Here is a 21319-nt window from a genome sequence, read left to right on the forward strand (position 1 = left end):
ATAAATAATCCCCGCCGCGTCGACAAACACGTCGCAGGACTGGATCACCTGCGGGCGTCCGGGCCGAGTGTCCATCATGGTAGTCGGTGCGGCAGGCACCAGCGCGCCGGTTTCCACCGGGCGATACGGATCCGAGATGTCATAGGCACGCACGCCAGCATTCTGGTAAGTGGCAAAGATCAGCGTTGAGCTGACAAAGCTGCCAGGCCGGTTTTCATGCAGGTTATGCGGCCCGAAGTGCGCGCCCTTCGCCACGTAGTCAGTTTCATTTGGCTGCGGGAAAGTGGCAATACTCACCGGATTTGACGGCTCGCGAATATCAAACAGCCAGATCAGCTTTTCGCCATCCTCCTGATTGTCGAGCACCGCCTCATCCAGCACCACCAGCAGATCCCTGTCCGGTAACGGCAGCGCGGTATGCGTGCCGCCGCCAAAGGGCGGGCTCCAGTTGCGGTGGCTGATGAGCGTTGGGCGGGTGCGATCTTTCACGTCCAGCAGCGTCAGTCCGCCGTCGCGCCAGCTGCCGTAGGCGGTGTCCCCGGCGATAATCGCGTGATGCAGCGCATAGCGTTTGCCTTCCGGCCACTGCGGGGTTTCCCCCGCCGCCTGATGCATCCCCGGCAGCCACCAGCGCCCGGCGACCTCTGGTTTGCGCGGGTCCGCCAGATCGATAGTCAGGAAAATATAATCGGTGAAGCCGTCAATCAGCGCCGAGACGTAAGCCCAGCGTCCGCCGACGTACCAGATACGGTGAATGCCAATGCCGTTCAGCGACAGGAAGCTGATTTCACGCGGTTTGTCGGGTGTGGAAATATCAAAAATGCGCAGCCCGGCGCTCCAGTCTTTGTCCTGCACATCGCGCACCGTATCGCCGACCTGTCGGCTGTAGTAGACCTTCTCATCAGCAAAACGCGCGTCGGCGAACAGATCCCGGGCGTTGATCACCAGCAGCAGATCGTCGTGGGCCTGTAAATGCACGTTCCAGGTGCCCGGCGGCGCAGGGATATAACCGGCGGGTTTCGGGTTGGCAGGATTGCGCACGTCCACAATGGAAAAGCCCTGCGACACCATATGGCCGATATACGCATAGCCGCGATGCACCATCAGCTGTACGCCGTCCGGACGACCGCCCTGATCGCTGTGGCCAATGAGGCGCATATTGCGGCTGTAGTCGGGAGTGGGTAAATGAGAAGCCACGTTGTTTCCTTGTTACGATGTTGCCATTTCGCCGGGCGGCGCTGCGCTTGCACCGGCCTACATGATTTCGACCATGGGATTTTGTAGGCCCGGTAAGCGCGAGCGCCACCGGGCAACATKAYTTCTGCTTCGCTTCCAGCGTTGCAAACCACGGTGCAATAAAGTCTTCCGTCTGGCCCCAGCCCGGAATAATTTTGCCCAGCGCCGCGACGTTCACATTGCCCGGCTGGCTCGCCAGCAGCGCCTGCGGAATGGCGGCGGCTTTAAAGTCATAGGTGGCAGGCGTTTTCTCACCGGCGATCTTATTGGCGATCAGCCGCACGTTGGTGGCGCCAATCAGCTTCGGATCCACCGCCACGCTCACTTTCCACGGGCTGCCCGCCTCACGCATCAGCTGTAAATCCTGATTGGAGATGTCGATGCTGTAGAGTTTGATCTCGGTACGGCCATTCTCTTTCAGCGCTTTATATGCGCCCTGGCTGAAGGCGTCCCAGGTGCCCCAGATGGCGTCGATCTGCCCTTTCGGGTATTTCGCCAGCACCGCGCCCACTTTGTTGGCGGTATCGCCCTGTACGTCTGACGACACCGCACCAATGGATTCCAGCTCTTTGATGCCCGGATGCTGCTTCAGCAGTTCCTGATAGGCCGCCTGGCGACGCTCCATCGGTGGGAAACCGGCTACCCACAGTTTGATGATGTTCGCCTTGCCGTTGAAGTCTTTCACCAGTTCGCCAAACGACAGATCCGTCAGGGAGGCATCATCCTGCTGGGTAACGGTCACGCCCGGGATCTCCCCTTTCACCGCCGTATCAAATACCGACACCGCAATGCCTGCGTCCACCGCTTTTTTCACCAGATCGGTGGAATAAGGGTCGCGCCCCTGAGAGAGAATAATGCCGTCGTATTTCTGGCTGATGGCCTGGTTCACGAAATCCTGGAACCTGGCGTCATCGCCGTTACTTAAAAAGGTGCTGATTTTAAAGCCGAGCTTTTTGCCTTCCGTCAGCGCCCCGGAGACAAACTGCGTCGTGTTATCGTCGGAGCCAAGGTTACGAATGACCGCAATACGGATTGGGCCATTGTGATTGGCGATGGCGGCCGGAACCGGCGCAGGCGTGGCGGCATAACCCGGTACTGAACTCAGTAAGCCCAGCGCCAGCAGTGACAGTGCAAATTTTTTCATCTCTGTTTCCCCTGAATAATGAATTAACGGCGCTGGAAATAAGTGAGTGCAAGAGCGCCGGCCAGCACCAGCCCCTTAATAATGTCCATGGCGTAATAGGGCACTGACAGCATCACCAGCCCGTTCGACAGCACGCCGAGGATGACCGCGCCAACCAGCGTACCGAGCGCATTGGGTTTACCGGAGCCCGCGAGCGAAAAGCCGATCCACGCCGCCGCCACCGCATCCATCAGATAGCCGCCGCCCGCGTTTACCTGCGAAGAGCCAATGCGCGAGGCCAGTAAAATCCCGCCCAGCCCGGCCAGCAGCGAGGCAATAACATAGGCCGCCACTTTGTAGCGCGTGGTGCGAATACCGGACAGGCGCGCCGCTTCCGGGTTGCCGCCGATGGCGTACATACGGCGACCATGTGTGGTCAGCGACAGCGCCAGCTGCGCCAGCACCGTGACCACCAGCATGATGATGACTATCACCGGCACCTGGCCGAGCAGCGCAAAACCCTCCGGGATCAGCCCTTCCGCCATTTCGCCGCTCGGCAGCAGCATGTTTTGCGTGATCGAGCCGCCGTAGCTGTACGTCATCGCCACGCCCTGAATAACGAACAGGCTGCCGAGCGTGGCGAGCATGTCGGGAATACGCAGCACGACGATGAGAAAGGCGTTGAACAGCCCCACCAGCGTACAGAGCGTCAGCGTCACCAGAATGGCTTCCGTGGTGCCAAATCCGTGCCAGACAAACAGCGAAATCACCAGCGCGTTTGCCAGCGACGCCGTCGATCCTACCGACAGGTCAAAACCGCCCACGGTGAGGGAAATGGACACGCCGATGGCGATCACCGTGACAATGGCAATGGAGCGCAGAATATTGATGATGTTGAACGGATCGAGGAAGTTATCCGAGGCGAGGCCAAACACGGCGATCAGCACCACCACGGTCAGCAACATGCCCCATTTATAAAGAAAATCGAAAAACTGCTGACGGCCCGATGCCGTCGCATTCACTGAAAGGGCCTTGCTCACGACGCCGTACCTCCGGTCGAATAATAAAGTAATGTCTCTTCACGGGCGTCCGCCCCGGCGATCTCCGCCACGATTTTGCCGTCCCACAACACGCAGATGCGGTCGCACAGTCCCACCAGCTCGGCGAACTCGCCTGAGGCGTAGATCACGCCCTTCCCTTCCCGCGCCAGGCCGTCGATAAGCTGAAACAGATCGGTTTTAGCTTTCACGTCCACGCCTTTGGTCGGCTCATCAAAAATCAGTACGTTCGCGTTACCGCGCAGCCATTTGCCAATCGCCACTTTCTGCTGATTGCCGCCGGAAAGCCGCCGCAGCAGTTGCGCTGGTCCGGTGGTGCGCACGCCGGTGCGGGCGATCACCTCCTGCGCCCAGCGCCAGGCCTTGCGATGGCTGAAGATCCCGCCCCGGGAGAAGCTGTTGTCTGCGCTGACCGCCAGATTCATGCTCACCGATTCGTCGATGAAAATGCCCTCCTTGCGGCGCTCCTCCGGCACCAGCGCGATGCCGCGCAGTACAGAATCCGCCGGATCGCGCGGTTTCCACGGTTGGCTGTTAAGCTCCCCGCGGGTGATACGGCTTTTGCTGGCGCCGAACAGCGCCTTGCACAGCTCGGTTTTGCCTGCGCCCGCCAGCCCGGCAATGCCTAAAATCTCGCCCTTGCGCAGTTGCAAAGAGATGTCTTTTAACAGGCCCTCATCATGCAGCCCCTCCACCCGCAGCAAGGTCTCGTCGCTGTGGCGGGCGCGTTTCGGCGGGTAAATATCGCTCAGCTCATGACCCAGCATCTTCTCGACGATCTCCTCGCCGCGCAGATTGTCCATTGGCCCGGATTCGATCAGCCTGCCGTCCCGCAGCACCGTTAAGGTGTCGCAGATGGCTTTCAGTTCATGAATGCGGTGCGAGATAAACACCACGGCGATCCCCTGCTGTTGCAGGCGTTTGACCACCGCAAACAGCCGCTCGCTTTCGTGCTGATCGAGGGGGGCTGTGGGTTCATCGAGGATCAAAAAACGGCAGCGGTGCGACAGGGCGCGCGCCAGCAAAATTTGCTGTTTTTCGGCCAGCGTGCAGCTGTCAATCGGGCGTCGCACGTCCAGAGTTACATCCAGCTGCGCCAGCGCAGCACGCGCCTGCTGACGCACTTTCGACCAGTGATACGCATGGCCCGGCTCCGCCAGCCGGTCGAGCATAATGTTTTCCGCAATCGACAGGCCGGGGATCAGCGCCACGTCCACTTCCTGCTGCACCAGATGAATACCCAACTGTTTTGCGTCGCGGGGCGAACGAATGGACACCACCTGGTTATTGATGGCGATCTCCCCTTCGTAATGATCGTGGGTGCCGCACAGCACCGCCATCAGCGTGGATTTGCCCGCGCCGTTCGCCCCGGTCAGGGCATGAACCGAGCCGCCGCGCAGGGTAAAATCGACCTGCGACAGCGCTCTGACACCGGCAAAGGCGAGCGTGATGGCGCGCATGTCGAGATGGTTAACGCTCATTCGCTGGAGATCCCTGTCATTAATAGATTGATTTCATGAATTTTTCACAGCGCGGCTTGACTGACAACTACGGAAAAGGCATAAGATAAAGCAAAATATTATTAGCCATCCGGATGTCCAGACATAACATCAGGTTAGCGATCACGCACAAGGACACACTCATGAGCAACACCGATATTCGCGTCGTACCCGGCCCCGCCAACTACTATTCCCACGCCGGCAGCCTGGCGCGCCTGCATGATTTTTATACCCCCGAACAGCTTTCCCGCGCGGTCTGGATCTACGGCGAACGTGCCATCGCCGCCGCCACGCCGTACCTGCCGGAAAGTTTTCATACGCCGGGAGCAAAGCACCTGCTGTTTAAAGGCCATTGCAGCGAGCGCGATGTCGCGGAGCTGGTGGCGCAGTCGGGAGAAGATCGCAGCGTGGTGATAGGCCTCGGCGGCGGTGCGCTGCTGGATACCGTGAAAGCGGTGGCGCGTCGTCTGGCGCTGCCGGTGGTGGCCATTCCGACCATCGCCGCCACCTGCGCGGCCTGGACGCCGCTCTCCGTCTGGTATAACGACGCCGGACAGGCGCTGCATTTTGAGATTTTCGACGACGCCAATTTCCTTGTGCTGGTAGAGCCGCAGATCATTCTTGACGCCCCGGCGGAGTACCTGCTGGCGGGCATCGGCGACACCCTGGCGAAGTGGTATGAAGCGGTGGTGCTGGCCCCTGAACCGGAAAGCCTGCCGCTGACGGTACGGCTTGGCATCAACGGCGCGCTGGCGATCCGCGATGTGCTGCTGGAAAGCAGTGAAGCGGCGCTGGCGGATCAGGCACGGGGCGAGGTGACGCAGGCATTTCGCGATGTGGTGGACGCCATCATCGCCGGCGGCGGCATGGTGGGCGGCCTGGGCGAGCGCTATACCCGCGTGGCGGCGGCGCATTCGGTGCATAACGGGCTGACCGTGCTGCCGCAAACCGAGAAATACCTGCACGGCACCAAAGTCGCCTACGGCATTCTGGTGCAGAGCGCCCTGCTCGGCCAGGACGAGGTACTGGCGCAGCTCATCGCCGCCTATAAACGTTTCAACCTGCCCACCACCCTGGCACAACTGGAGGTGGATATTCACAACGCCGCCGAACTGGATAAAGTGATCGTCCACACCCTGCGCCCGGTGGAATCCATCCACGCGCTACCGGTGCCGGTGACCCCCGCCTCCCTGCGTGCGGCCTTTGAAAAAGTGGAAAATCTCAGCCGCTGATCTTAACAGCAGCGCGCGCCGCCTTTGCCGCCGTAGCGCGCGTCCTGCCGATCGCGGAAGAATTCTTCATAGGTCATCGGTGGCTGATCGGGGTGGTTCTGGCGCATGTGCTCGACATAGTTATCGTAGTCCGGCACGCCGATCATCAGCTTCGCGGCCTGGCCCAGGTATTTTCCGGCTTTAGAAAGCGTATCGAACATAGTGACTCCGTTAGGATATTTTGGCCCGGCACTCTTACCAGAGCGCCGGGCGTTACCGCATCAGCGCGCGCTTTTCGCCTGCGTCACAATCTGATCGACATTTGCCGGCATCGGCTCATACGGCGTCTCATTAGCCGTAGGACGATCGACCTTCATTGCCGCCAGCGCGGTTTTAATGGAGTAAAACGCCAGTACCACCACAACCACCATAAAGAAGATGGTCAGCCCGGCATCGAGACGGTTGTTGAACACCAGCTGACGCAACTGTGCGGCGGTGTACTGCGCCGGGATGTTACCGCTGTCGATCATGCCCTGGAAGCGGTTGGCGATCGCCAGGAAGCCCACTTTCGCATCCGGGCTGAACGCCTTCTGCCAGCCCGCCGTGAGGGTGCAGATCAGCAGCCAGGCGGTCGGCAGCAGCGCCACCCACGCATAACGCTGACGCTTCATTTTGAACAGCACTACCGCGCAGAGCATCAGCGCCATCCCCGCCAGCATCTGGTTGGCGATGCCGAACAGCGGCCACAGGGTATTGATACCGCCCAGCGGATCCACCACGCCCTGGTGCAGGAAATAACCCCACGCCAGTACGCAGAGCGCCGTCGCCAGCAGGTTAGCGGGCAGCGAATCGGTACGCTTCAGCCCCGGGCTTATCACCCCCAGCAGATCCTGCAACATAAAGCGTGCGGCGCGCGTTCCCGCATCCACTGCCGTGAGGATAAACAGCGCTTCAAACAGGATGGCAAAGTGATACCAGAAGGAGACGTCCATCAGGCCGCCGAGCGCGCCGTGCAGAATGTACGCCATCCCTACCGCCAGCGTCGGTGCGCCGCCCGCACGGGAAATGATCGACTGCTCGCCCACTTCATTAGCAATTTGCGTGAGCGTTTCCGGGGTAATACTAAAGCCCCAGCCGCTGACCACCTGCGCCGCCGATGCCACTACGTCAGCAGTCCCCGCCGGTGCCAGCACCGCCATCGGGCTGTTCATCGCGAAGTAGACGCCCGGATCGATAATACAGGCCGACACCAGCGCCATGATCGCCACGAACGACTCCATCAGCATGCCGCCGTAACCGATCAGACAGGCCTGGTTTTCATTCGCCAGCATTTTCGGCGTGGTGCCGGAAGCGATCAGCGCATGGAAGCCGGACACCGCGCCACAGGCAATGGTAATAAACAGGAACGGGAACAGGTTGCCCGTCCACACCGGCCCGGTGCCGTCGATAAATTTCGTCAGCGCGGGCATGGTCAGGGTCGGGCGCATAATCAGAATGCCAATCGCCAGCCCGACAATGGTGCCGATTTTCAGGAAAGTGGAAAGGTAATCGCGCGGCGCCAGCAGCAGCCACACCGGCAGCACCGCCGCCACAAAGCCGTAGCCCACGAGGATCCACGTCAGTTGCACGCCGGTAAAGTCAAAGTACGGCGCCCAGGTCGGGCTGTCTGCCACCCAGCCGCCGGAGATGATAGCGAACACCAGAAACACCAGGCCAATCACCGACACTTCGCCAATGCGTCCCGGACGCAGATAACGAATATAGATCCCCATAAAGAGCGCCAGCGGAATGGTAAAGGCAACGGTGTAAGTCCCCCAGGGGCTGTGGGTCAGGGCTTTCACCACGATCATCGCCAGCACCGCGAGGATGATCACCATGATCATAAAGCATGCCACCAGCGCAATCACCCCGGCGGTCGGCCCCATCTCCTCTTTCACCAGCTCGCCGAGGGATCGTCCGTCGCGGCGCGTGGAAACGAACAGCACCATAAAATCCTGCACGGCACCCGCCAGCACCACGCCTGCGAGGATCCAGATCATCCCCGGCAGATAGCCCATCTGCGCCGCCAGCACCGGCCCCACCAGCGGCCCTGCCCCGGCAATGGCCGCAAAATGATGACCGAACAGCACTTTTTTATCGGTCGGCACATAGTCCAGACCGTCGTTATGCCGCACCGCGGGCGTCATGCGTGTGGCATCCACCGCCAGCACCGTGCGGGCGATATACTGTCCATAAAAACGATAAGCAATCAGATAAATACAGACCGCCGCCACCACAATCCACAGGGCGTTGATCTGTTCACCACGGTTTAATGCGATATAGCCCAGGGCGAAGGCGCCAACAACAGAGAGCGCGGCCCATATGAGGTATTTCCCTGAATTTTGCATAATCGGTATCCGTTGGCTGAGACAGAGAGATGTTACATTTTGTATCTATATCAACCGCCTGCTTTTAACAATGTTGAAACCTTAAAAACGCCTGTCAGCCCCGCCTATTTACTCCACAGTGTTACGGCGATCACTCTGCGCAGGTCGTCAGGCTGCAACAGCCGCCGCGTTTCAGATCCGGCGTAACATTCCGCCCTCCCCGCCAGCTGGTACAACCTCGGTCGTTATTCTGATTTATGGCTTTTTAGCAATTTTCTATAGGAGTCAACGGCTTGCTTCACGGTTTTTGCCCGGCCCATCACGGATAATCCGTTAAGTTTGTGAGGATTTATTTAATCAAGGAGAAGCAAATGGATGTAACACCAGACGATCGTAAACCGGGTCCCATGGCCTACTTCGCGCTGGCCTTTGCAGCGGTGTTTTTCTCAGGGCTGCTGGGCGGTAAAGAGTGGTACGGGGTGTTTGACTTCACCACCCTGAACGGCGCTTTTGGCAAAGTGGTGTCCGGCGTCAGCCAGAACGGCGAAACGCTGAAAACCACCACCAGCGCCTTTCGCGGCGTCGGCGGTAACGGGGCGATGGACGGCTTTCTGTTCGCCCTTGGGCTGATCCCGGCGGTGATGTTTGCGCTGGGGATGATTAACGTGCTTGAGCATTACGGCGCGCTGAACGCCGCCCGCCGCCTGCTTACGCCGCTGCTGCGCCCGCTGCTGGGGCTGCCGGGCACCACCGGGCTGGCGCTGATCGGCAGCCTGCAAAGCACCGACGTCGGAGCGTCATTAACCCGAAATCTGGCGGATGAAGGCCAGCTGGATGAAAACGAAAAAGACGTGTTCGCCATGTTCCAGTTTTCCGCCGGAGCGATGATCACTAACTTTTTCTCCTCAGGCGCCATCCTCTTTACGCTCATCGCCGCCGATGGCAGCACCGCCGTACCCACTTCTATCGGCATGTGTATTCTGGTGATGTTCGTCATGAAAATTGTCGGCGCAAACCTGATGCGCCTGCTTATCCGCTTCACGCAGAAAAAAAGCGCCGCGCAAGGAGCTGCACAATGAGCCATCCGACCTCTAATCCCGTTATTACCGATGTGTTTGTCGCAGGGGCGCGCAAGGGCTGGAATATCGCCACCACCAGCACGCTGCCCAACGTGGTGATGGCATTTATCATCATCAAAGCGCTGGAGATCACCGGCGCGCTGAAGGGACTGGGGCTGATTTTCTCCCCGCTGATGGGGCTGTTCGGGCTGCCGGGCGAAGCGGCGGCGGTGCTGATCGGCGGCTGGATGTCGATGGGCGGCGGAATTGGCGTCGCCATCGGCTTATTCGATAAGGGCATTATCACCGGCGAACATCTGGCGATCATGGCCCCGGCCATTTACCTGATGGGATCGCAGGTACAGTACCTCGGGCGCATTCTCGGGGTGATTGGCACCAGCGCCCGCCGCATTCCGCTGATGATCGTGATCTCGGTTATCAACGCCTTCATCGCTATGTTACTGATGCGTATCATTATCTAGAACAGGATGTCTTATGAATATCGAACACTATATTGCTGAACTGGAAAGCCTGGTCAACGTCGATTGCGGCACGCAATGCGTGCAGGGCGTGGCGCAGGTCGCCGACAGACTGGCGGCGCTGTGGCGTCAGGAAGGCTGGCATGTGACTACCGTTGATCTCGGCACTGCGGTAGGGCCGGGACTGCTGGTGACCAATCAGCCGCAGGCCACCCATTATGATGTGCTGCTGGTCGGCCATATGGACACCGTGTTTCCGGCGGGTACAGTCGCCCAACGCCCGATGAGCCGCGACGACAGCCGCCTGTACGGGCCTGGCGTCTCGGACATGAAAAGCGGGCTGCTGAATATTCTCCAGGCGATGCGCGAACTGCCCGCCGCCGATAAACATCGCCTGAGCATTGCGGTGGCGATGAACCCGGACGAAGAGACCGGCTCGGTGCACTCGGAAGCCTGGCTAAGCAGCCTGGCAAGCACCGCGCGGGTGGTGCTGGTATGCGAAGCGGCGCGCGCCGACGGTTCGCTGGTGAAAGCGCGTAAAGGGCTGGCCGGTTATCAACTGACCTTCAGCGGCGTCGCCGCCCATGCGGGTAACGATCCGGAAAAAGGCCGCTCCGCCATTACCGCGCTGGCAAATGCGGTGATCGCCATTAATGCGCTGGCGGATATGCCGCGCGGCACCACGCTGAATATCGGCGTGATCAGCGGCGGCAGCGCGTCTAATGTAGTGGCCGACCATGCCACCGCCGAGCTGGATCTGCGCTATTGGGAAAACAGCGAATACGATCGCGTCCACGCCCGGCTGGAAGCGCTGTGCGCTGAAGGTTTTCTTGACGGTGTGACCACCACCCTGACGCGCGTGAACTACAAACCGGCGATGGCGGCAAGCGAGGGTACCGCCGCGCTGATGGCGCTGGTGGAACAGGCGGGTGCGGCAGAAGGCATTCCGGTGACCTGGCAGGCGGTGGGCGGCGGCAGCGACGCCAACCATATTGCCGCGCTCGGCATTCCGACGCTGGACGGCTTAGGCCCGGTCGGCGCGGGCTTTCACAGCCCGGCGGAATGGCTGGATATCGCTTCCATCGAGCCGCGTATCAGGCTGCTGAAGCGGATTGTGTCGATGCTGTAAATGGCGCTGGTGATGGGGACTACCCCATCACCGCCGTACTTAACCGACAGGTGCAGCAGCGCCGTCCCTGCTCGTCAAACACCACGATTTCCCAGCTCTGGCTTTGCCGTCCGAGGTGCAGCGGCTGGCAAACGCCGCGCACCCTGCCCTGCGATACCGGGCGGTGATGCGTGGCGTTCAGCTCCGTGCCCACCACGCACTGCCCGTCGCGGGTCATCAGAAAACCGGCCATCGAACCCAGAGTTTCCGCCAGCGCCGCCGACGCGCCGCCGTGCAGCAGGCCGAACGGCTGATGAGTGCGCGCATCCACCGGCATCACCGCTTCCAGCACCTCATCCCCGAGACGGGTATAGACAATGCCCAGATGCGCCACCATGGTGTTGGCGCTGGTGGCGTTCAGTTCGTCGAGGGATAAATGACGTTTCCAGATCATGCTTATGCTCCCAGCGTCGAACCGCCATCCACCACCAGATCCTGCAAGGTGATGTGCCCTGCCAGATCGGACGCCAGAAACAGCACGGTACCGGCGATGTCCTCAGGTCTGGCGATTTTCCCCAGCGGAATGCCGAGCTTGAACTGCTCGCCGAAACCGCGAATGCGCTGCTGTTCCGCGTCGTCGCTGGTCCACAGCGTACGCTGCATGTCGGTATCCGTGGAGCCGGGGGAGACGAGATTACAGCGCACGCCGCTGGCGGCCAGCTCCAGCCCGACGGTCAGGGTCAGGCTTTTCAGCGCCGCCTTCGACGCGCCATAAGCGCTCATTCCCATACGCGGCGTGTGCGCGGCGTCGGAGGCGACGGTGATAATCGCCCCGCCCTTCTGGGCGCGGAATATTGGCATGGTCTGCTGAAAGAGATTAAAGGCCCCGCCGACGTTCACCGCCATGGTCTGCTGCCAGTCGGCAAGGCTGAGGGCATCGGTCGCGCCCATGCGCAAAATCCCGGCGGCGTTCACCAGCACGTCCAGCCGTGGAGTATGCGCCAGCAGACGCTGGCAGGTGTCCGCCACCTGTGCGGCATCGGCAATATCCAGCCGCTCGCAGGCGAAGGGATAATCCGCCTGCGGAAAGTCCAGATCGAAGCCGGTCACCAGCGCGCCCGCATCGGCAAAGGCCAGCGCGGTGGCGTAACCGATGCCTTTACCGGCCCCGGTCACCCATATGGTTTTGCCGCTAAAATCCAGCCCCGCCATTATTTCACCTCGCGGGAGAGCAGCGCCCACCAGGCGTCAAGGGTCGGGTTTTTCGCCAGCATCACGAAATCAATATCGCTGTAGACTTTGCGCCAGCGGGCGGCGAGCGCCATCATGCGCACCGAATCCAGACCGTAATCGATCAGGTTGTCATCATCCAGCGGCACGTCAGACTCATCCAGCAGCGGCAGGATCTGCGCACGCAGCGCGTCCTTAGTCAGCGGTACCGGCAGCAGTTCGTCGGTCATCACCACGCGGCCTGAACGTCCCGCCACGTAGTTAAGCGCCATCAGGTGCTCGTCGCGGCTGAAATCCGCCAGCGCATCGGCGACCATAAACGGCTTGATGTCGCGCATAAAGGCATCGGTGGCGGTGGTCATGCAGCCGATATGGGCATACACGCCGGTGATCAGCAGCTGGTTACGCCCGGTCTCTTTCAGCATTTGCTCAAGCGGGGAGCGGTGAAACGCGCTGTAGCGCCACTTCACCAGCACGGTGTCGTCTGCGTCAGGCGCAAGGGCCGCCACCACCTGTTGTTCTTCCGGTTTGCGGGTCAGGCCCGGCCCCCACATGTCGTTCAGCAGCGCGCGATCTTCGTCGCTCTGCTCTTTGGGCTGCGCGGTGTAATAAACCGGAATGCCCTGCTGTTTGCAGAACTGGCGCAGCGCGGCGATGTTCGCCACCACCTGTTCCATCATCGGGCAGTTATCGCCCCAGAAGTTGACGAAATAGTCCTGCATATCGTGGATAAGCAATGCGGCGCGCTCAGGCTCAAAGGCCCAGTTCACTTTGTTGTGCGGGATCTCTGCCGCGGCGGGCAGCGCATAGCCGGTTAATTTCGGGATAGCCATCTCTTCTCCAGTGTTACGCCTGTGACTTTTCAGCCAGCATCTGACGCAGTTTCTTCTTATCAACTTTGCCGACCGGGGTCAGCGGCAGCGCGTCCACGCACTCCACGCGATCCGGTAGCTTAAATTCCGCCACGCCCTGCTCGCGCAGAAAACGGCGTATCTCCACCGGACGCACCGGCTGGCGCACCACCAGATACGCGCAGCTTTTCTCGCCCAGCAGGCTGTCTTCCATGCTCACCAGCGCGGCGTGGATCACCGCCGGATGGCGCAGCAGCAGGTTTTCAATCTCTTCGGCAGCGATTTTCTCTCCGCCGCGGTTAATCTGATCTTTTTCGCGCCCCTGCACGGTGATATAGCCGTCGGCGTCAATGGAGATCAGATCGCCGGAGCTGTAAAAGCCATTCGCGTCGAAGGCGCTGGCATTGTGCTCCGGGCTGTTAAAGTAGCCGCGGAAGGTATAGGGCCCGCGGGTCATCAGGCGGCCCACTTCGCCGGTGGGCAGCGGATTGCCCTGTTCATCGGCGACCCACACTTCATCGTCCGGGCACATCGGGCGGCCCTGGGTGTGGTTCACCCGCGCCGGGCCATCATCCAGGCGGGTATAGTTCACCAGCCCTTCCGCCATGCCGAACACCTGCTGTAACTGACAGCCGATCTCCGCCGGAATACGCGCGGCAAGGGTGGCGGACAGACGCGCGCCGCCCACCTGCAACAGCTTCAGCGACGCCAGCTGCGCATTGCTGCCCCACTCGGCAATTGCCTGCAACCACAGGCTGACGGCGGGCGGTACCAGCGCGGTGACGTTAATCTGATGTTTTTCGATCAGCGGGAAGCAGAGCGTGGCGCTTGGATCCGCCGCCAGCACCACACAGCCTTCTGCGAGAAATACCCCCAGCGCGCCGGGGGAGCTGAGCGGATAGTTATGGGCGGCAGGCAGCGCGCACAGATAGCGCGTGTCGGCGGTAAATTCACAGATCTCGTTGCTGCGGCGGATACTGTAGTAGTAATCGTTATGAGTGCGCGGGATCAGCTTCGGCGTGCCGGTACTGCCGCCGGATAGCTGGAAAAACGCCACTTCATCGGCAGGGGTCGGCAACAGAGGCGTACCGTCCGCCGGGCGTTCAATGGCCGCCTGTAAGGCATGTTCGCCCTGGTCGTTACGCAACAGCACCACGCGCACGCTGGCATGTTCGGCGACAAAGCCATTCAGGAAGCTGTCATCCTGGAACAGTTTATGTTCGCGATCGGCGATCACCAGCGCCGGGCGGATCTGCGCGGCATAGGCGTTGAGTTCACTCTGCTGATGGCTGAAGAGCGCATTGACCGGCGCGACGCCCATTTTCAGCAGCGCAAAAAAGGTGATGTAAAACTCCGCGACGTTGCCCAGCTGCACCAGCGCGGTGTCGCCATGGCGAATGCCCTGCGCCGTCAGCGCGCAGGCGAGGTTATCCGACGCCTGATCCAGCTCGCGGTAGCTTAACGCGCGCTCGCCTTCAATCACCGCCGTGCGGTCAGACTGCCCATGACGGGTGAGAATGTCGGTCAGCGGCAGATCCTGCCAGTAGCCTTTTTCACGATAACGGCGGGCGAAGTCATCCGGCCAGCGGGTAAAAGGAAGGGTCATGATCGCTCCTTAATTCAGACCAAAAACATTAAGCATGGTGGAGAGTTTGACGCCGGTTTCGCGCCACTCCGCCGCCGGGGACGACGCAGGCACAATGCCCGCCCCGGCAAACAGGCGAACGTTACGATCCTGGATGCGCGCGCAGCGAATGGTCACCACCCACTCGCCATTGCCCTGCTCATCACACCAGCCGACGATGCCGCCGAACAGCTCGCGGTTGAACGGCTCAAGTTCCGCGATGACGCGCTTCGCCACCTGATGCGGGAAGCCGCTCAGCGCCGGGGTCGGGTGCAGCAGACAGGCCAGCGACAGGGCGTTTTCTTCACCGGCGGCGAGACCTTCGACCGGCGTCGCCAGATGCCACAGCGTCGGGGTATTCACCAGCTGCGGCGAGGCGGGGATCGCCAGTTCACGGCTGCGCGGCGTGAGCACGGTTTTCATCGCCTGCACCACCAGATCGTGTTCGTGACGATCTTTCTCCGAGGCCAGCAGTTTGTTACCGGCCTCGCGATCCAGCATGTCATCCGGCTGACGACGGGCCGAGCCTGCCAGCGGCAGCGAACTGAACCGCTCATCTTCTTTACGCAGCAGCAGCTCCGGGCTGGCACCGAGCAGCACGCCGCCATCCGGCAGCGGCACATGGAAGTTAAAGCTCGCCGGATTCTGCGCGATCAGCCGTTCCAGCAGCGCCCCGCTGTCAACCCGGGCGTCGGTGGCAATGTCAATCAGTCGCGAGAGCACCACCTTGTCAACGGTCGGCGTGGCGGTCAGGCGTGCGGCTTCCGCCACCATCGCCATAAAGGCGTCCTGCTCCGGAATGGCCTGGCGCGAAACCACGTTCGGCGTCGGGCTGCCCTGGAAATAGCGCGCGGAATGCTGCTTTGCCGGACGGGTGAACGTCTGCCAGGACTGCGGAATAAAGAGCGCCGACGGCTGCGTGGTATCAAACGGGATCGCCCCTACCATCACCGGTTTTGCAATGCCCTGGGCTTTGGCCTGCGCAAAGGCCGCCGCCAGTTTGCGCTGGAACGGGCTGTGCAGGTCATCGCCGTTAACGGCAGGCTCTGAGAAGCGCGCAAAGCAGCCGGACGTGGTAAAGCTGCGGTACGGCGACATAAAGAAAAACCGGTCGGGCGACAACGCGTCTGTACGCTGCGCGATCCCCTCTGCCACTGACGTATCCATATCTTCCTCCGAAAATGATAAAGGCATTAAGAATAATTATCATTTATATTTTGGTCGGTAAGCTAAAAGTTATTGTCAGCAGTGTCAACTCTGGTTGATGCAACTTCTGCGGCTAACGCTTGCATCCGCTTCGCACAATGATGAAAATGAGAAGCATTAACTGCAATAAATACAGGATACCACGCCGTGAGATTTGCTTCGTTACGCCTGCATGCTGTGCTGGCGCTCAGCCTTTTCGTTTTAGGACTTTCCGCAAGCCACGCCGCCGGATGGCCGCGTCAGGTGACTGACAGCCGGGGCACTCATACTCTGGAAAGCAAACCGCTGCGTATTGTTTCCACCAGCGTGACGCTCACTGGATCGCTGCTCGCCATTGATGCGCCGGTGATCGCCAGCGGCGCGACCACGCCGAATAACCGCTTTGCCGACGATCAGGGCTTTCTGCGCCAGTGGGGACAGATAGCAAAACAGCGTCAGGTTTCACGGCTCTATATCGGTGAGGCCAGCGCAGAAGCCGTGGCGGCGCAGATGCCCGATTTGATCCTCGTCAGCGCCACCGGCGGCGACTCTGCGCTGGCGTTGTACGATCAGTTCTCCGCCATCGCGCCGACGCTGGTCATCAATTACGACGATAAAAGCTGGCAGGCGCTGCTGACGCAGCTCGGCGAGATCACCGGCCAGGAGAAACAGGCGCAGGCGCGCATCGACGAATTCAATACGCAACTGGCGGCGGTAAAGCAGAAGATCACCCTGCCGCCGCAGCCGGTAAGCGCGCTGGTCTATCACCGGGCGGCGCACAGCGCCAATCTGTGGACCCGCGATTCCGCGCAGGGGCAGCTGTTAGCCCAGCTTGGCTTTACGCTCGCCACCCTGCCGGAGGGGCTGAACGCCAGCCAGAGCCAGGGTAAACGCCATGACATCGTGCAGCTGGGCGGCGAAAATCTGGCGGCGGGGCTGAACGGCGAAGCGCTGTTTTTATTCGCCAATGACGACAACGACGCCGCGGCCATTGAAGCCAACCCGCTGTTAAGTCATCTCAGCGCGGTGAAAAACAAACGCGTTTACGCGCTGGGCAGCGAAACCTTCCGCCTCGACTTTTACAGCGTGACGCTGCTGCTTCAGCGGTTCGCCACGCTGTTTGGCTGATGGAAACGGCGTAACTCTTTCAGTAGCACCACCAGCAGCAGTCCGATGACCGCCAGCACCCACCCGCCAGCACTGGCGGAGGCCGCTGGCGTCATCAGCGCCCCCATACCGCCGAGCAGTGCCGCGCCGATAGCATCGCCGGTGACGTTCTGCGCCGTCCATAAGCCGTTAATGCGCCCGAGCATCGCCTCGGGGGTTTGCGTCTGGATCAGCGTGTACTGCAACAGCGAACTCACCGCGCTCAGCCAGCCAAAGAGCGCGAGGAACAACACCCCCAGCCCCCAGACGGGCATCAGGCTGAACAGCGCCACCGCCACAAAAGCGGCGACGGTGGTCAACAGCATAATCGCCCCCGGACGCGCACGCTGCGCCATATTGCCGCTGGTCAGCGCCCCCAGCGCCGCACCGAGCGGAACGGCGGCATACAGCAGGCCGATTTCCGATGGCGACATCTGCCAGTTCACCGCCAGCGCCGGATAAAGCACGCGCACGGCGCTCGCCATGGTCAGCAGCCCGCCGAGCAGCGCAATGCCGCCGATCAGCGGACTGCGCAGTAAAAACTGAAAGGCCGCCAGCAGGGATTTCAGCGGATGTTCCCGCGGTTGCGGCGGCGGAGGCAGCAAGGGTAAACGCAGCAGCGTCAGGGTAGTGAGAAAGGTCCCCGCCGCCGCCAGCCCGTAGTTCCACACCACACCGCCGGACGCCAGCAGCAGGCCGCCGCACAGCGGGGAGATCACTGAGCCCAGGCGTACGGTCAGCATGGTGATCGCCCCCGCCTGCATCAGATTCTCACGCCCGACCAGCGCGGGCGTCGCCGCCAGCAGCGCCGTGACGCCAAGCGCGCCAAAAAAGCCGTCCCACAAACCGAGCAGATAAATCGCCACCAGCGAGGGTTCCGGCAGCGCCGCATTAATGGCCAGGCCGATAAAACCCAGCCCGCAGGTGCCGCGCGCGATCAGGATCAGGCGCTTACGCTCATAGCGATCCGCCAGCACGCCGCCCACCATCAGCCCGACAAACATCGCCCCGCCGGTCAGGGTGACCGCAAGGCCCACCAGCGCGCTGGAGTGGGTCATCGCCTGGATCTGCACCGGCACGCCGACGCCCAGCAAACCGAGGGATAAAATGGAGATAAAACGGGCGATAAATACCGCGCGGAATGCCGGGTGGGTTTTCAGCAGGCTCATGTTGAGCAGCCAGGATTGTCGGTTCATTACAGGGCCTTTTATTGCGATTTCTCATACCTTTTCAATGGCCGCACATGCTAACATACCCGAACAAGATCGATAACGATAACTACTATCATTATCAACTCAAGGACGTTGTGATGTCTTTTTCGCTCAGCCTGGCGCGTCCGATTATCGTGACCGGGTTATTGTTATTGCTGCTCCTTGCGGCTGCGCTCAGCTTACTTATCGGGGCGAAACCCCTGCCCTTTTCCGCCGTCATGGACGCCTTCACGGGCAGTTGCCAGACCGCGGACTGCACTATCGTGCTGGATGCCCGTCTGCCCCGTACCCTGGCCGGACTGCTGGCCGGCGGCGCGCTGGGTCTTGCCGGCGCGCTGATGCAAACCCTGACCCGCAACCCGCTGGCCGATCCCGGTCTGCTCGGCGTGAACGCCGGCGCCAGCTTCGCCATCGTGCTGGGCGCGGCGCTGCTCGGCTTAACCTCGCCCCATGAACAGCTGGCGCTGGCCTTTAGCGGCGCGCTGGCGGCGTCATTAGTGGTGGCCTTTACCGGCAGCGCGGGCGGCGGGCAGCTCAGCCCGGTGCGGCTGACGCTGGCGGGCGTCGCGCTGGGCGCGGTGCTGGAAGGTTTATCCAGCGGCATCGCGCTGCTCAACCCCGATGTTTACGATCAGCTGCGCTTCTGGCAGGCCGGATCGCTGGACGTGCGGCAGATCCACACCCTGAAAATCGTCCTGCTGCCGGTACTCATCGCCGCAGGCATCGCCCTGCTGCAAAGCCGGGCGCTGAACAGCCTCAGTCTCGGCACGGATACCGCCACGGCGCTTGGTAGCCGCGTGGCGCGCACGCAGTTGCTGGGCTTACTGGCGATCACCGTGCTGTGCGGCAGCGCCACGGCGGTGGTCGGCCCGATTGCCTTTATTGGCCTGATGATGCCGCATATGGCGCGCTGGCTGGTGGGGGCGGATCACCGCTGGTCGCTGCCGGTCACGCTGATCGCCACCCCTGCCCTGCTGCTGTTTGCCGATGTTATTGGCCGTCTGCTGGTGCCCGGCGAGCTGAGGGTATCGGTGGTCAGCGCCTTTATCGGCGCGCCTGTGCTGATCTGGCTGGTACGCCGCCATCGTCGCGGAGGTGGCTGGTGAACGCCCCTTCCCGTCGTCTGATTTTAAGCTGCCTGCTGCTGGCGATCGCCTGTCTGCTGGTGGCGGTGTGGAGTCTGCAAAGCGGCGCGGTGCCGCTGACGTTTTCTCAGGTGTTTGCCGCCCTCACCGGCGATGCGCCGCGCGGTATTATGCTGGTGGTCAATGAGTGGCGTCTGCCACGTGTCGTCATCGCCCTGCTGACCGGCGCGGCGCTGGGGATCAGCGGGGCCATTTTCCAGTCGCTGATGCGTAACCCGCTCGGCAGCCCTGACGTGATGGGCTTTAACACCGGGGCATGGAGCGGCGTGCTGATCGCCATGGTATTTTTCGGCCAGCATCTGACGGCCATTGCGCTGGCGGCGATGGCAGGCGGTATTCTCACCTCGCTGGTGGTCTGGCTGCTGGCGTGGCGCAACGGCATTGAAACCTTCCGGCTGATTATTATCGGCATCGGCGTGCGCGCCATGCTGGTGGCCTTCAATACCTGGCTGCTGTTGCAGGCATCCCTTGAGACGGCCTTTACCGCCGGGCTGTGGAACGCCGGATCGCTCAATGGTCTGACGTGGGCGAAAACCCTGCCCGCCGCGCCGGTACTGCTGGTGATGTTTGTCTGCGCCGCGCTGCTGGTGCGCCGTATGCGGCTACTGGAAATGGGCGATGACAGCGCCTGCGCGCTGGGGGTCAGCGTTGAGCGTTCCCGCCTGCTGATGATGCTGGTGGCGGTGGTGCTGACCGCCGCCTCTACCGCCCTGACCGGCCCGATCTCTTTTATTGCGCTGGTCGCGCCGCACATCGCGCGGCGTATCAGCGGCACCGCGCGCTGGGGGCTGACCCAGGCGGCGCTGTGCGGCGCATTGCTGTTGCTGGCCGCCGATCTCTGCGCCCAGCGGCTGTTTGTACCCTATCAACTTCCGGTCGGCGTGGTGACCGTGAGCCTGGGCGGGATTTATCTCATCGCCCTGTTAATTAAGGAGTCCCGCAAAAGATGACTTTCTCAGATGCCCGTTTGCGCGGCGAGGCCTTAACCCTCGGCTATGGCAAAAAAATCGTTGCCGAAAACCTGAACGTCACTCTGCCCGACGGGCATTTCACCGCCATTATCGGCCCCAACGGCTGCGGAAAATCGACGCTGCTGCGCACCTTAAGCCGCCTGATGACCCCGGCGCAGGGGCATGTTTATCTCGACGGCGAGCAGATCCAGCGTTTCAACAGTAAAGAGGTGGCCCGCCGCATTGGACTACTGGCGCAGAACGCCACCACGCCGGGGGATATTACGGTGCAGGAGCTGGTGGCGCGCGGGCGCTATCCGCATCAGCCGCTGTTTACCCGCTGGCGGGCAGAGGATGAAGCGGCGGTGCAACGAGCGATGGAGGCCACCGGCGTTACGGCGCTGGCCGGGCAGAGCGTGGACACGCTTTCCGGCGGGCAGCGTCAGCGGGCGTGGATCGCCATGGTGCTGGCGCAGGAAACGGCGATCATGCTGCTTGATGAGCCGACCACCTGGCTGGACATCAGCTATCAGATTGACGTGCTGGAGCTGTTAAGCGAGCTGAATCGCGAGCAGGGCTATACGCTGGCTGCCGTGCTGCACGATCTCAATCAGGCCTGTCGCTATGCCACGCATCTGATTGCGCTGCGGGACGGGAAGATTGTGGCGCAGGGCGCGCCGAAAGAGATTGTGACGGCCGAGCTGATCGAGAAAATTTACGGGATGCGCTGCGTGATTATTGAGGATCCGGTGGCCCATACGCCGCTGGTGGTGCCGCTCGGGCGCGGGCTACGGTAGGTTTGCTGCGCCCGGCGGCGCTGCGCTTGCACGGGCCTACAG

The 21319-nt window shown here is 61.4% G+C and carries 19 protein-coding genes and 1 pseudogene; 8 read left to right on the forward strand and 12 right to left on the reverse strand.

What is annotated here, in order from left to right; genetic code table 11:
* The 4 genes and pseudogenes from QRD42_RS18570 to QRD42_RS18585 form a co-directional block, all read right to left on the reverse strand.
* Nucleotides 1-1197: LVIVD repeat-containing protein (locus QRD42_RS18570; RefSeq protein ID WP_321987823.1), on the reverse strand; the 1197-nt coding region annotated here is incomplete at its 3' end.
* Between the two features lie 121 nt (nt 1198-1318).
* Nucleotides 1319-2380: pseudogene (locus tag QRD42_RS18575) on the reverse strand (sugar ABC transporter substrate-binding protein); the annotation flags it as partial.
* A gap of 23 nt (nt 2381-2403) precedes the next feature.
* A complete protein-coding gene (locus QRD42_RS18580) occupies nt 2404-3399 on the reverse strand; it encodes an ABC transporter permease (RefSeq protein WP_321987824.1) in 996 nt (331 codons plus the stop codon).
* Nucleotides 3396-4898 carry a sugar ABC transporter ATP-binding protein gene (locus QRD42_RS18585; RefSeq protein WP_321987825.1) on the reverse strand — a complete coding sequence of 501 codons (1503 nt, stop codon included), beginning with the start codon at nt 4896-4898 and terminating at the stop codon, nt 3396-3398. Before QRD42_RS18585 ends, QRD42_RS18580 begins: the two co-directional genes overlap by 4 nt.
* A 161-nt stretch (nt 4899-5059) precedes the next feature.
* On the opposite strand from QRD42_RS18585, the gene QRD42_RS18590 reads away from it, so the two are divergent.
* Nucleotides 5060-6148: an oxidoreductase gene (locus tag QRD42_RS18590; protein WP_072569255.1), complete on the forward strand. Its 1089-nt coding sequence runs from the start codon at nt 5060-5062 to the stop codon at nt 6146-6148.
* Between the two features lie 2 nt (nt 6149-6150).
* Here QRD42_RS18590 and QRD42_RS18595 read toward each other — a convergent pair whose 3' ends face one another.
* Both QRD42_RS18595 and cstA read right to left on the reverse strand, forming a co-directional pair.
* The gene (locus QRD42_RS18595; protein ID WP_321987826.1) at nt 6151-6348 is read right to left on the reverse strand and encodes a YbdD/YjiX family protein; all 198 of its coding nucleotides are present in this window, start codon (nt 6346-6348) and stop codon (nt 6151-6153) included.
* A 60-nt stretch (nt 6349-6408) separates the two neighbouring features.
* Complete coding sequence (cstA, locus tag QRD42_RS18600) at nt 6409-8514, reverse strand: pyruvate/proton symporter CstA (protein WP_321987827.1); 2106 nt, start codon at nt 8512-8514, stop codon at nt 6409-6411.
* 350 nt (nt 8515-8864) lie between these two features.
* Here cstA and QRD42_RS18605 point away from each other — a divergent pair, with 350 nt between their 5' ends.
* The 3 genes from QRD42_RS18605 to QRD42_RS18615 are packed head-to-tail and all read left to right on the forward strand — an operon-like array spanning nt 8865 to nt 11159.
* Nucleotides 8865-9572 carry a nucleoside recognition domain-containing protein gene (locus QRD42_RS18605; RefSeq protein WP_321987828.1) on the forward strand — a complete coding sequence of 236 codons (708 nt, stop codon included), beginning with the start codon at nt 8865-8867 and terminating at the stop codon, nt 9570-9572.
* Nucleotides 9569-10033: a YjiG family protein gene (locus QRD42_RS18610; protein ID WP_072569259.1), complete on the forward strand. Its 465-nt coding sequence runs from the start codon at nt 9569-9571 to the stop codon at nt 10031-10033. The genes QRD42_RS18605 and QRD42_RS18610 overlap by 4 nt, the downstream gene beginning before the upstream one ends.
* Before the next feature lie 13 nt (nt 10034-10046).
* Nucleotides 10047-11159 carry a M20 family metallopeptidase gene (locus tag QRD42_RS18615; protein ID WP_072569260.1) on the forward strand — a complete coding sequence of 371 codons (1113 nt, stop codon included), beginning with the start codon at nt 10047-10049 and terminating at the stop codon, nt 11157-11159.
* A gap of 19 nt (nt 11160-11178) precedes the next feature.
* Here QRD42_RS18615 and entH read toward each other — a convergent pair whose 3' ends face one another.
* The 5 genes from entH to entC are packed head-to-tail and all read right to left on the reverse strand — an operon-like array spanning nt 11179 to nt 16010.
* Nucleotides 11179-11592 (reverse strand): proofreading thioesterase EntH, encoded by a 414-nt coding sequence (entH, locus tag QRD42_RS18620; protein ID WP_072569261.1) that lies wholly within the window; start codon nt 11590-11592, stop codon nt 11179-11181.
* Between the two features lie 2 nt (nt 11593-11594).
* Entirely contained in the window at nt 11595-12350 is a 756-nt protein-coding gene (gene entA / locus QRD42_RS18625; RefSeq protein WP_321987829.1) for a 2,3-dihydro-2,3-dihydroxybenzoate dehydrogenase EntA, read from the reverse strand.
* The gene (locus QRD42_RS18630; protein ID WP_318376897.1) at nt 12350-13201 is read right to left on the reverse strand and encodes an isochorismatase; all 852 of its coding nucleotides are present in this window, start codon (nt 13199-13201) and stop codon (nt 12350-12352) included. The genes entA and QRD42_RS18630 overlap by 1 nt, the downstream gene beginning before the upstream one ends.
* A 13-nt stretch (nt 13202-13214) precedes the next feature.
* Entirely contained in the window at nt 13215-14825 is a 1611-nt protein-coding gene (entE, locus tag QRD42_RS18635) for a (2,3-dihydroxybenzoyl)adenylate synthase EntE (RefSeq protein ID WP_072569264.1), read from the reverse strand.
* A gap of 9 nt (nt 14826-14834) precedes the next feature.
* Nucleotides 14835-16010, reverse strand: a complete 1176-nt coding sequence (entC, locus tag QRD42_RS18640; protein WP_321987830.1) for an isochorismate synthase EntC — start codon at nt 16008-16010, stop codon at nt 14835-14837.
* Nucleotides 16011-16217: 207 nt separating this feature from the next.
* Between entC and fepB the strand changes: the two genes are divergently transcribed.
* Entirely contained in the window at nt 16218-17156 is a 939-nt protein-coding gene (gene fepB / locus QRD42_RS18645) for a Fe2+-enterobactin ABC transporter substrate-binding protein (protein WP_412176424.1), read from the forward strand.
* Here the strand turns inward: fepB and entS are convergent.
* Nucleotides 17129-18370 (reverse strand): enterobactin transporter EntS, encoded by a 1242-nt coding sequence (entS, locus tag QRD42_RS18650; RefSeq protein ID WP_321987831.1) that lies wholly within the window; start codon nt 18368-18370, stop codon nt 17129-17131. The genes fepB and entS overlap by 28 nt on opposite strands.
* A 113-nt stretch (nt 18371-18483) precedes the next feature.
* Between entS and fepD the strand changes: the two genes are divergently transcribed.
* Genes fepD through fepC form a run of 3 tightly spaced genes read left to right on the forward strand, consistent with a single transcriptional unit; the run spans nt 18484 to nt 21277 of the window.
* The gene (gene fepD / locus QRD42_RS18655; protein ID WP_321987832.1) at nt 18484-19491 is read left to right on the forward strand and encodes a Fe(3+)-siderophore ABC transporter permease; all 1008 of its coding nucleotides are present in this window, start codon (nt 18484-18486) and stop codon (nt 19489-19491) included.
* On the forward strand, nt 19488-20480 hold the full coding sequence (gene fepG, locus QRD42_RS18660) for an iron-enterobactin ABC transporter permease (RefSeq protein WP_321987833.1): 993 nt from the start codon (nt 19488-19490) through the stop codon (nt 20478-20480). Before fepD ends, fepG begins: the two co-directional genes overlap by 4 nt.
* Nucleotides 20477-21277 carry an iron-enterobactin ABC transporter ATP-binding protein gene (gene fepC, locus QRD42_RS18665; protein WP_321987834.1) on the forward strand — a complete coding sequence of 267 codons (801 nt, stop codon included), beginning with the start codon at nt 20477-20479 and terminating at the stop codon, nt 21275-21277. Before fepG ends, fepC begins: the two co-directional genes overlap by 4 nt.
* Nucleotides 21278-21319 lie beyond the last annotated feature (42 nt).

This window comes from Enterobacter sp. PGRG2 (assembly GCF_030291195.1).
GTDB lineage: Bacteria > Pseudomonadota > Gammaproteobacteria > Enterobacterales > Enterobacteriaceae > Enterobacter_D.

What these genes read in the sequence shown, in the direction of transcription:
- QRD42_RS18585 (WP_321987825.1), bottom strand. Translation starts at nt 4,898, where the DNA reads ATGAGCGTTAACCATCTCGACATGCGCGCCATCACGCTCGCCTTTGCC.
- QRD42_RS18590 (WP_072569255.1), top strand. Translation starts at nt 5,060, where the DNA reads ATGAGCAACACCGATATTCGCGTCGTACCCGGCCCCGCCAACTACTAT.
- QRD42_RS18595 (WP_321987826.1), bottom strand. Translation starts at nt 6,348, where the DNA reads ATGTTCGATACGCTTTCTAAAGCCGGAAAATACCTGGGCCAGGCCGCG.
- cstA (WP_321987827.1), bottom strand. Translation starts at nt 8,514, where the DNA reads ATGCAAAATTCAGGGAAATACCTCATATGGGCCGCGCTCTCTGTTGTT.
- QRD42_RS18605 (WP_321987828.1), top strand. Translation starts at nt 8,865, where the DNA reads ATGGATGTAACACCAGACGATCGTAAACCGGGTCCCATGGCCTACTTC.
- QRD42_RS18610 (WP_072569259.1), top strand. Translation starts at nt 9,569, where the DNA reads ATGAGCCATCCGACCTCTAATCCCGTTATTACCGATGTGTTTGTCGCA.
- QRD42_RS18615 (WP_072569260.1), top strand. Translation starts at nt 10,047, where the DNA reads ATGAATATCGAACACTATATTGCTGAACTGGAAAGCCTGGTCAACGTC.
- entH (WP_072569261.1), bottom strand. Translation starts at nt 11,592, where the DNA reads ATGATCTGGAAACGTCATTTATCCCTCGACGAACTGAACGCCACCAGC.
- entA (WP_321987829.1), bottom strand. Translation starts at nt 12,350, where the DNA reads ATGGCGGGGCTGGATTTTAGCGGCAAAACCATATGGGTGACCGGGGCC.
- QRD42_RS18630 (WP_318376897.1), bottom strand. Translation starts at nt 13,201, where the DNA reads ATGGCTATCCCGAAATTAACCGGCTATGCGCTGCCCGCCGCGGCAGAG.
- entE (WP_072569264.1), bottom strand. Translation starts at nt 14,825, where the DNA reads ATGACCCTTCCTTTTACCCGCTGGCCGGATGACTTCGCCCGCCGTTAT.
- entC (WP_321987830.1), bottom strand. Translation starts at nt 16,010, where the DNA reads ATGGATACGTCAGTGGCAGAGGGGATCGCGCAGCGTACAGACGCGTTG.
- entS (WP_321987831.1), bottom strand. Translation starts at nt 18,370, where the DNA reads ATGAACCGACAATCCTGGCTGCTCAACATGAGCCTGCTGAAAACCCAC.
- fepD (WP_321987832.1), top strand. Translation starts at nt 18,484, where the DNA reads ATGTCTTTTTCGCTCAGCCTGGCGCGTCCGATTATCGTGACCGGGTTA.
- fepC (WP_321987834.1), top strand. Translation starts at nt 20,477, where the DNA reads ATGACTTTCTCAGATGCCCGTTTGCGCGGCGAGGCCTTAACCCTCGGC.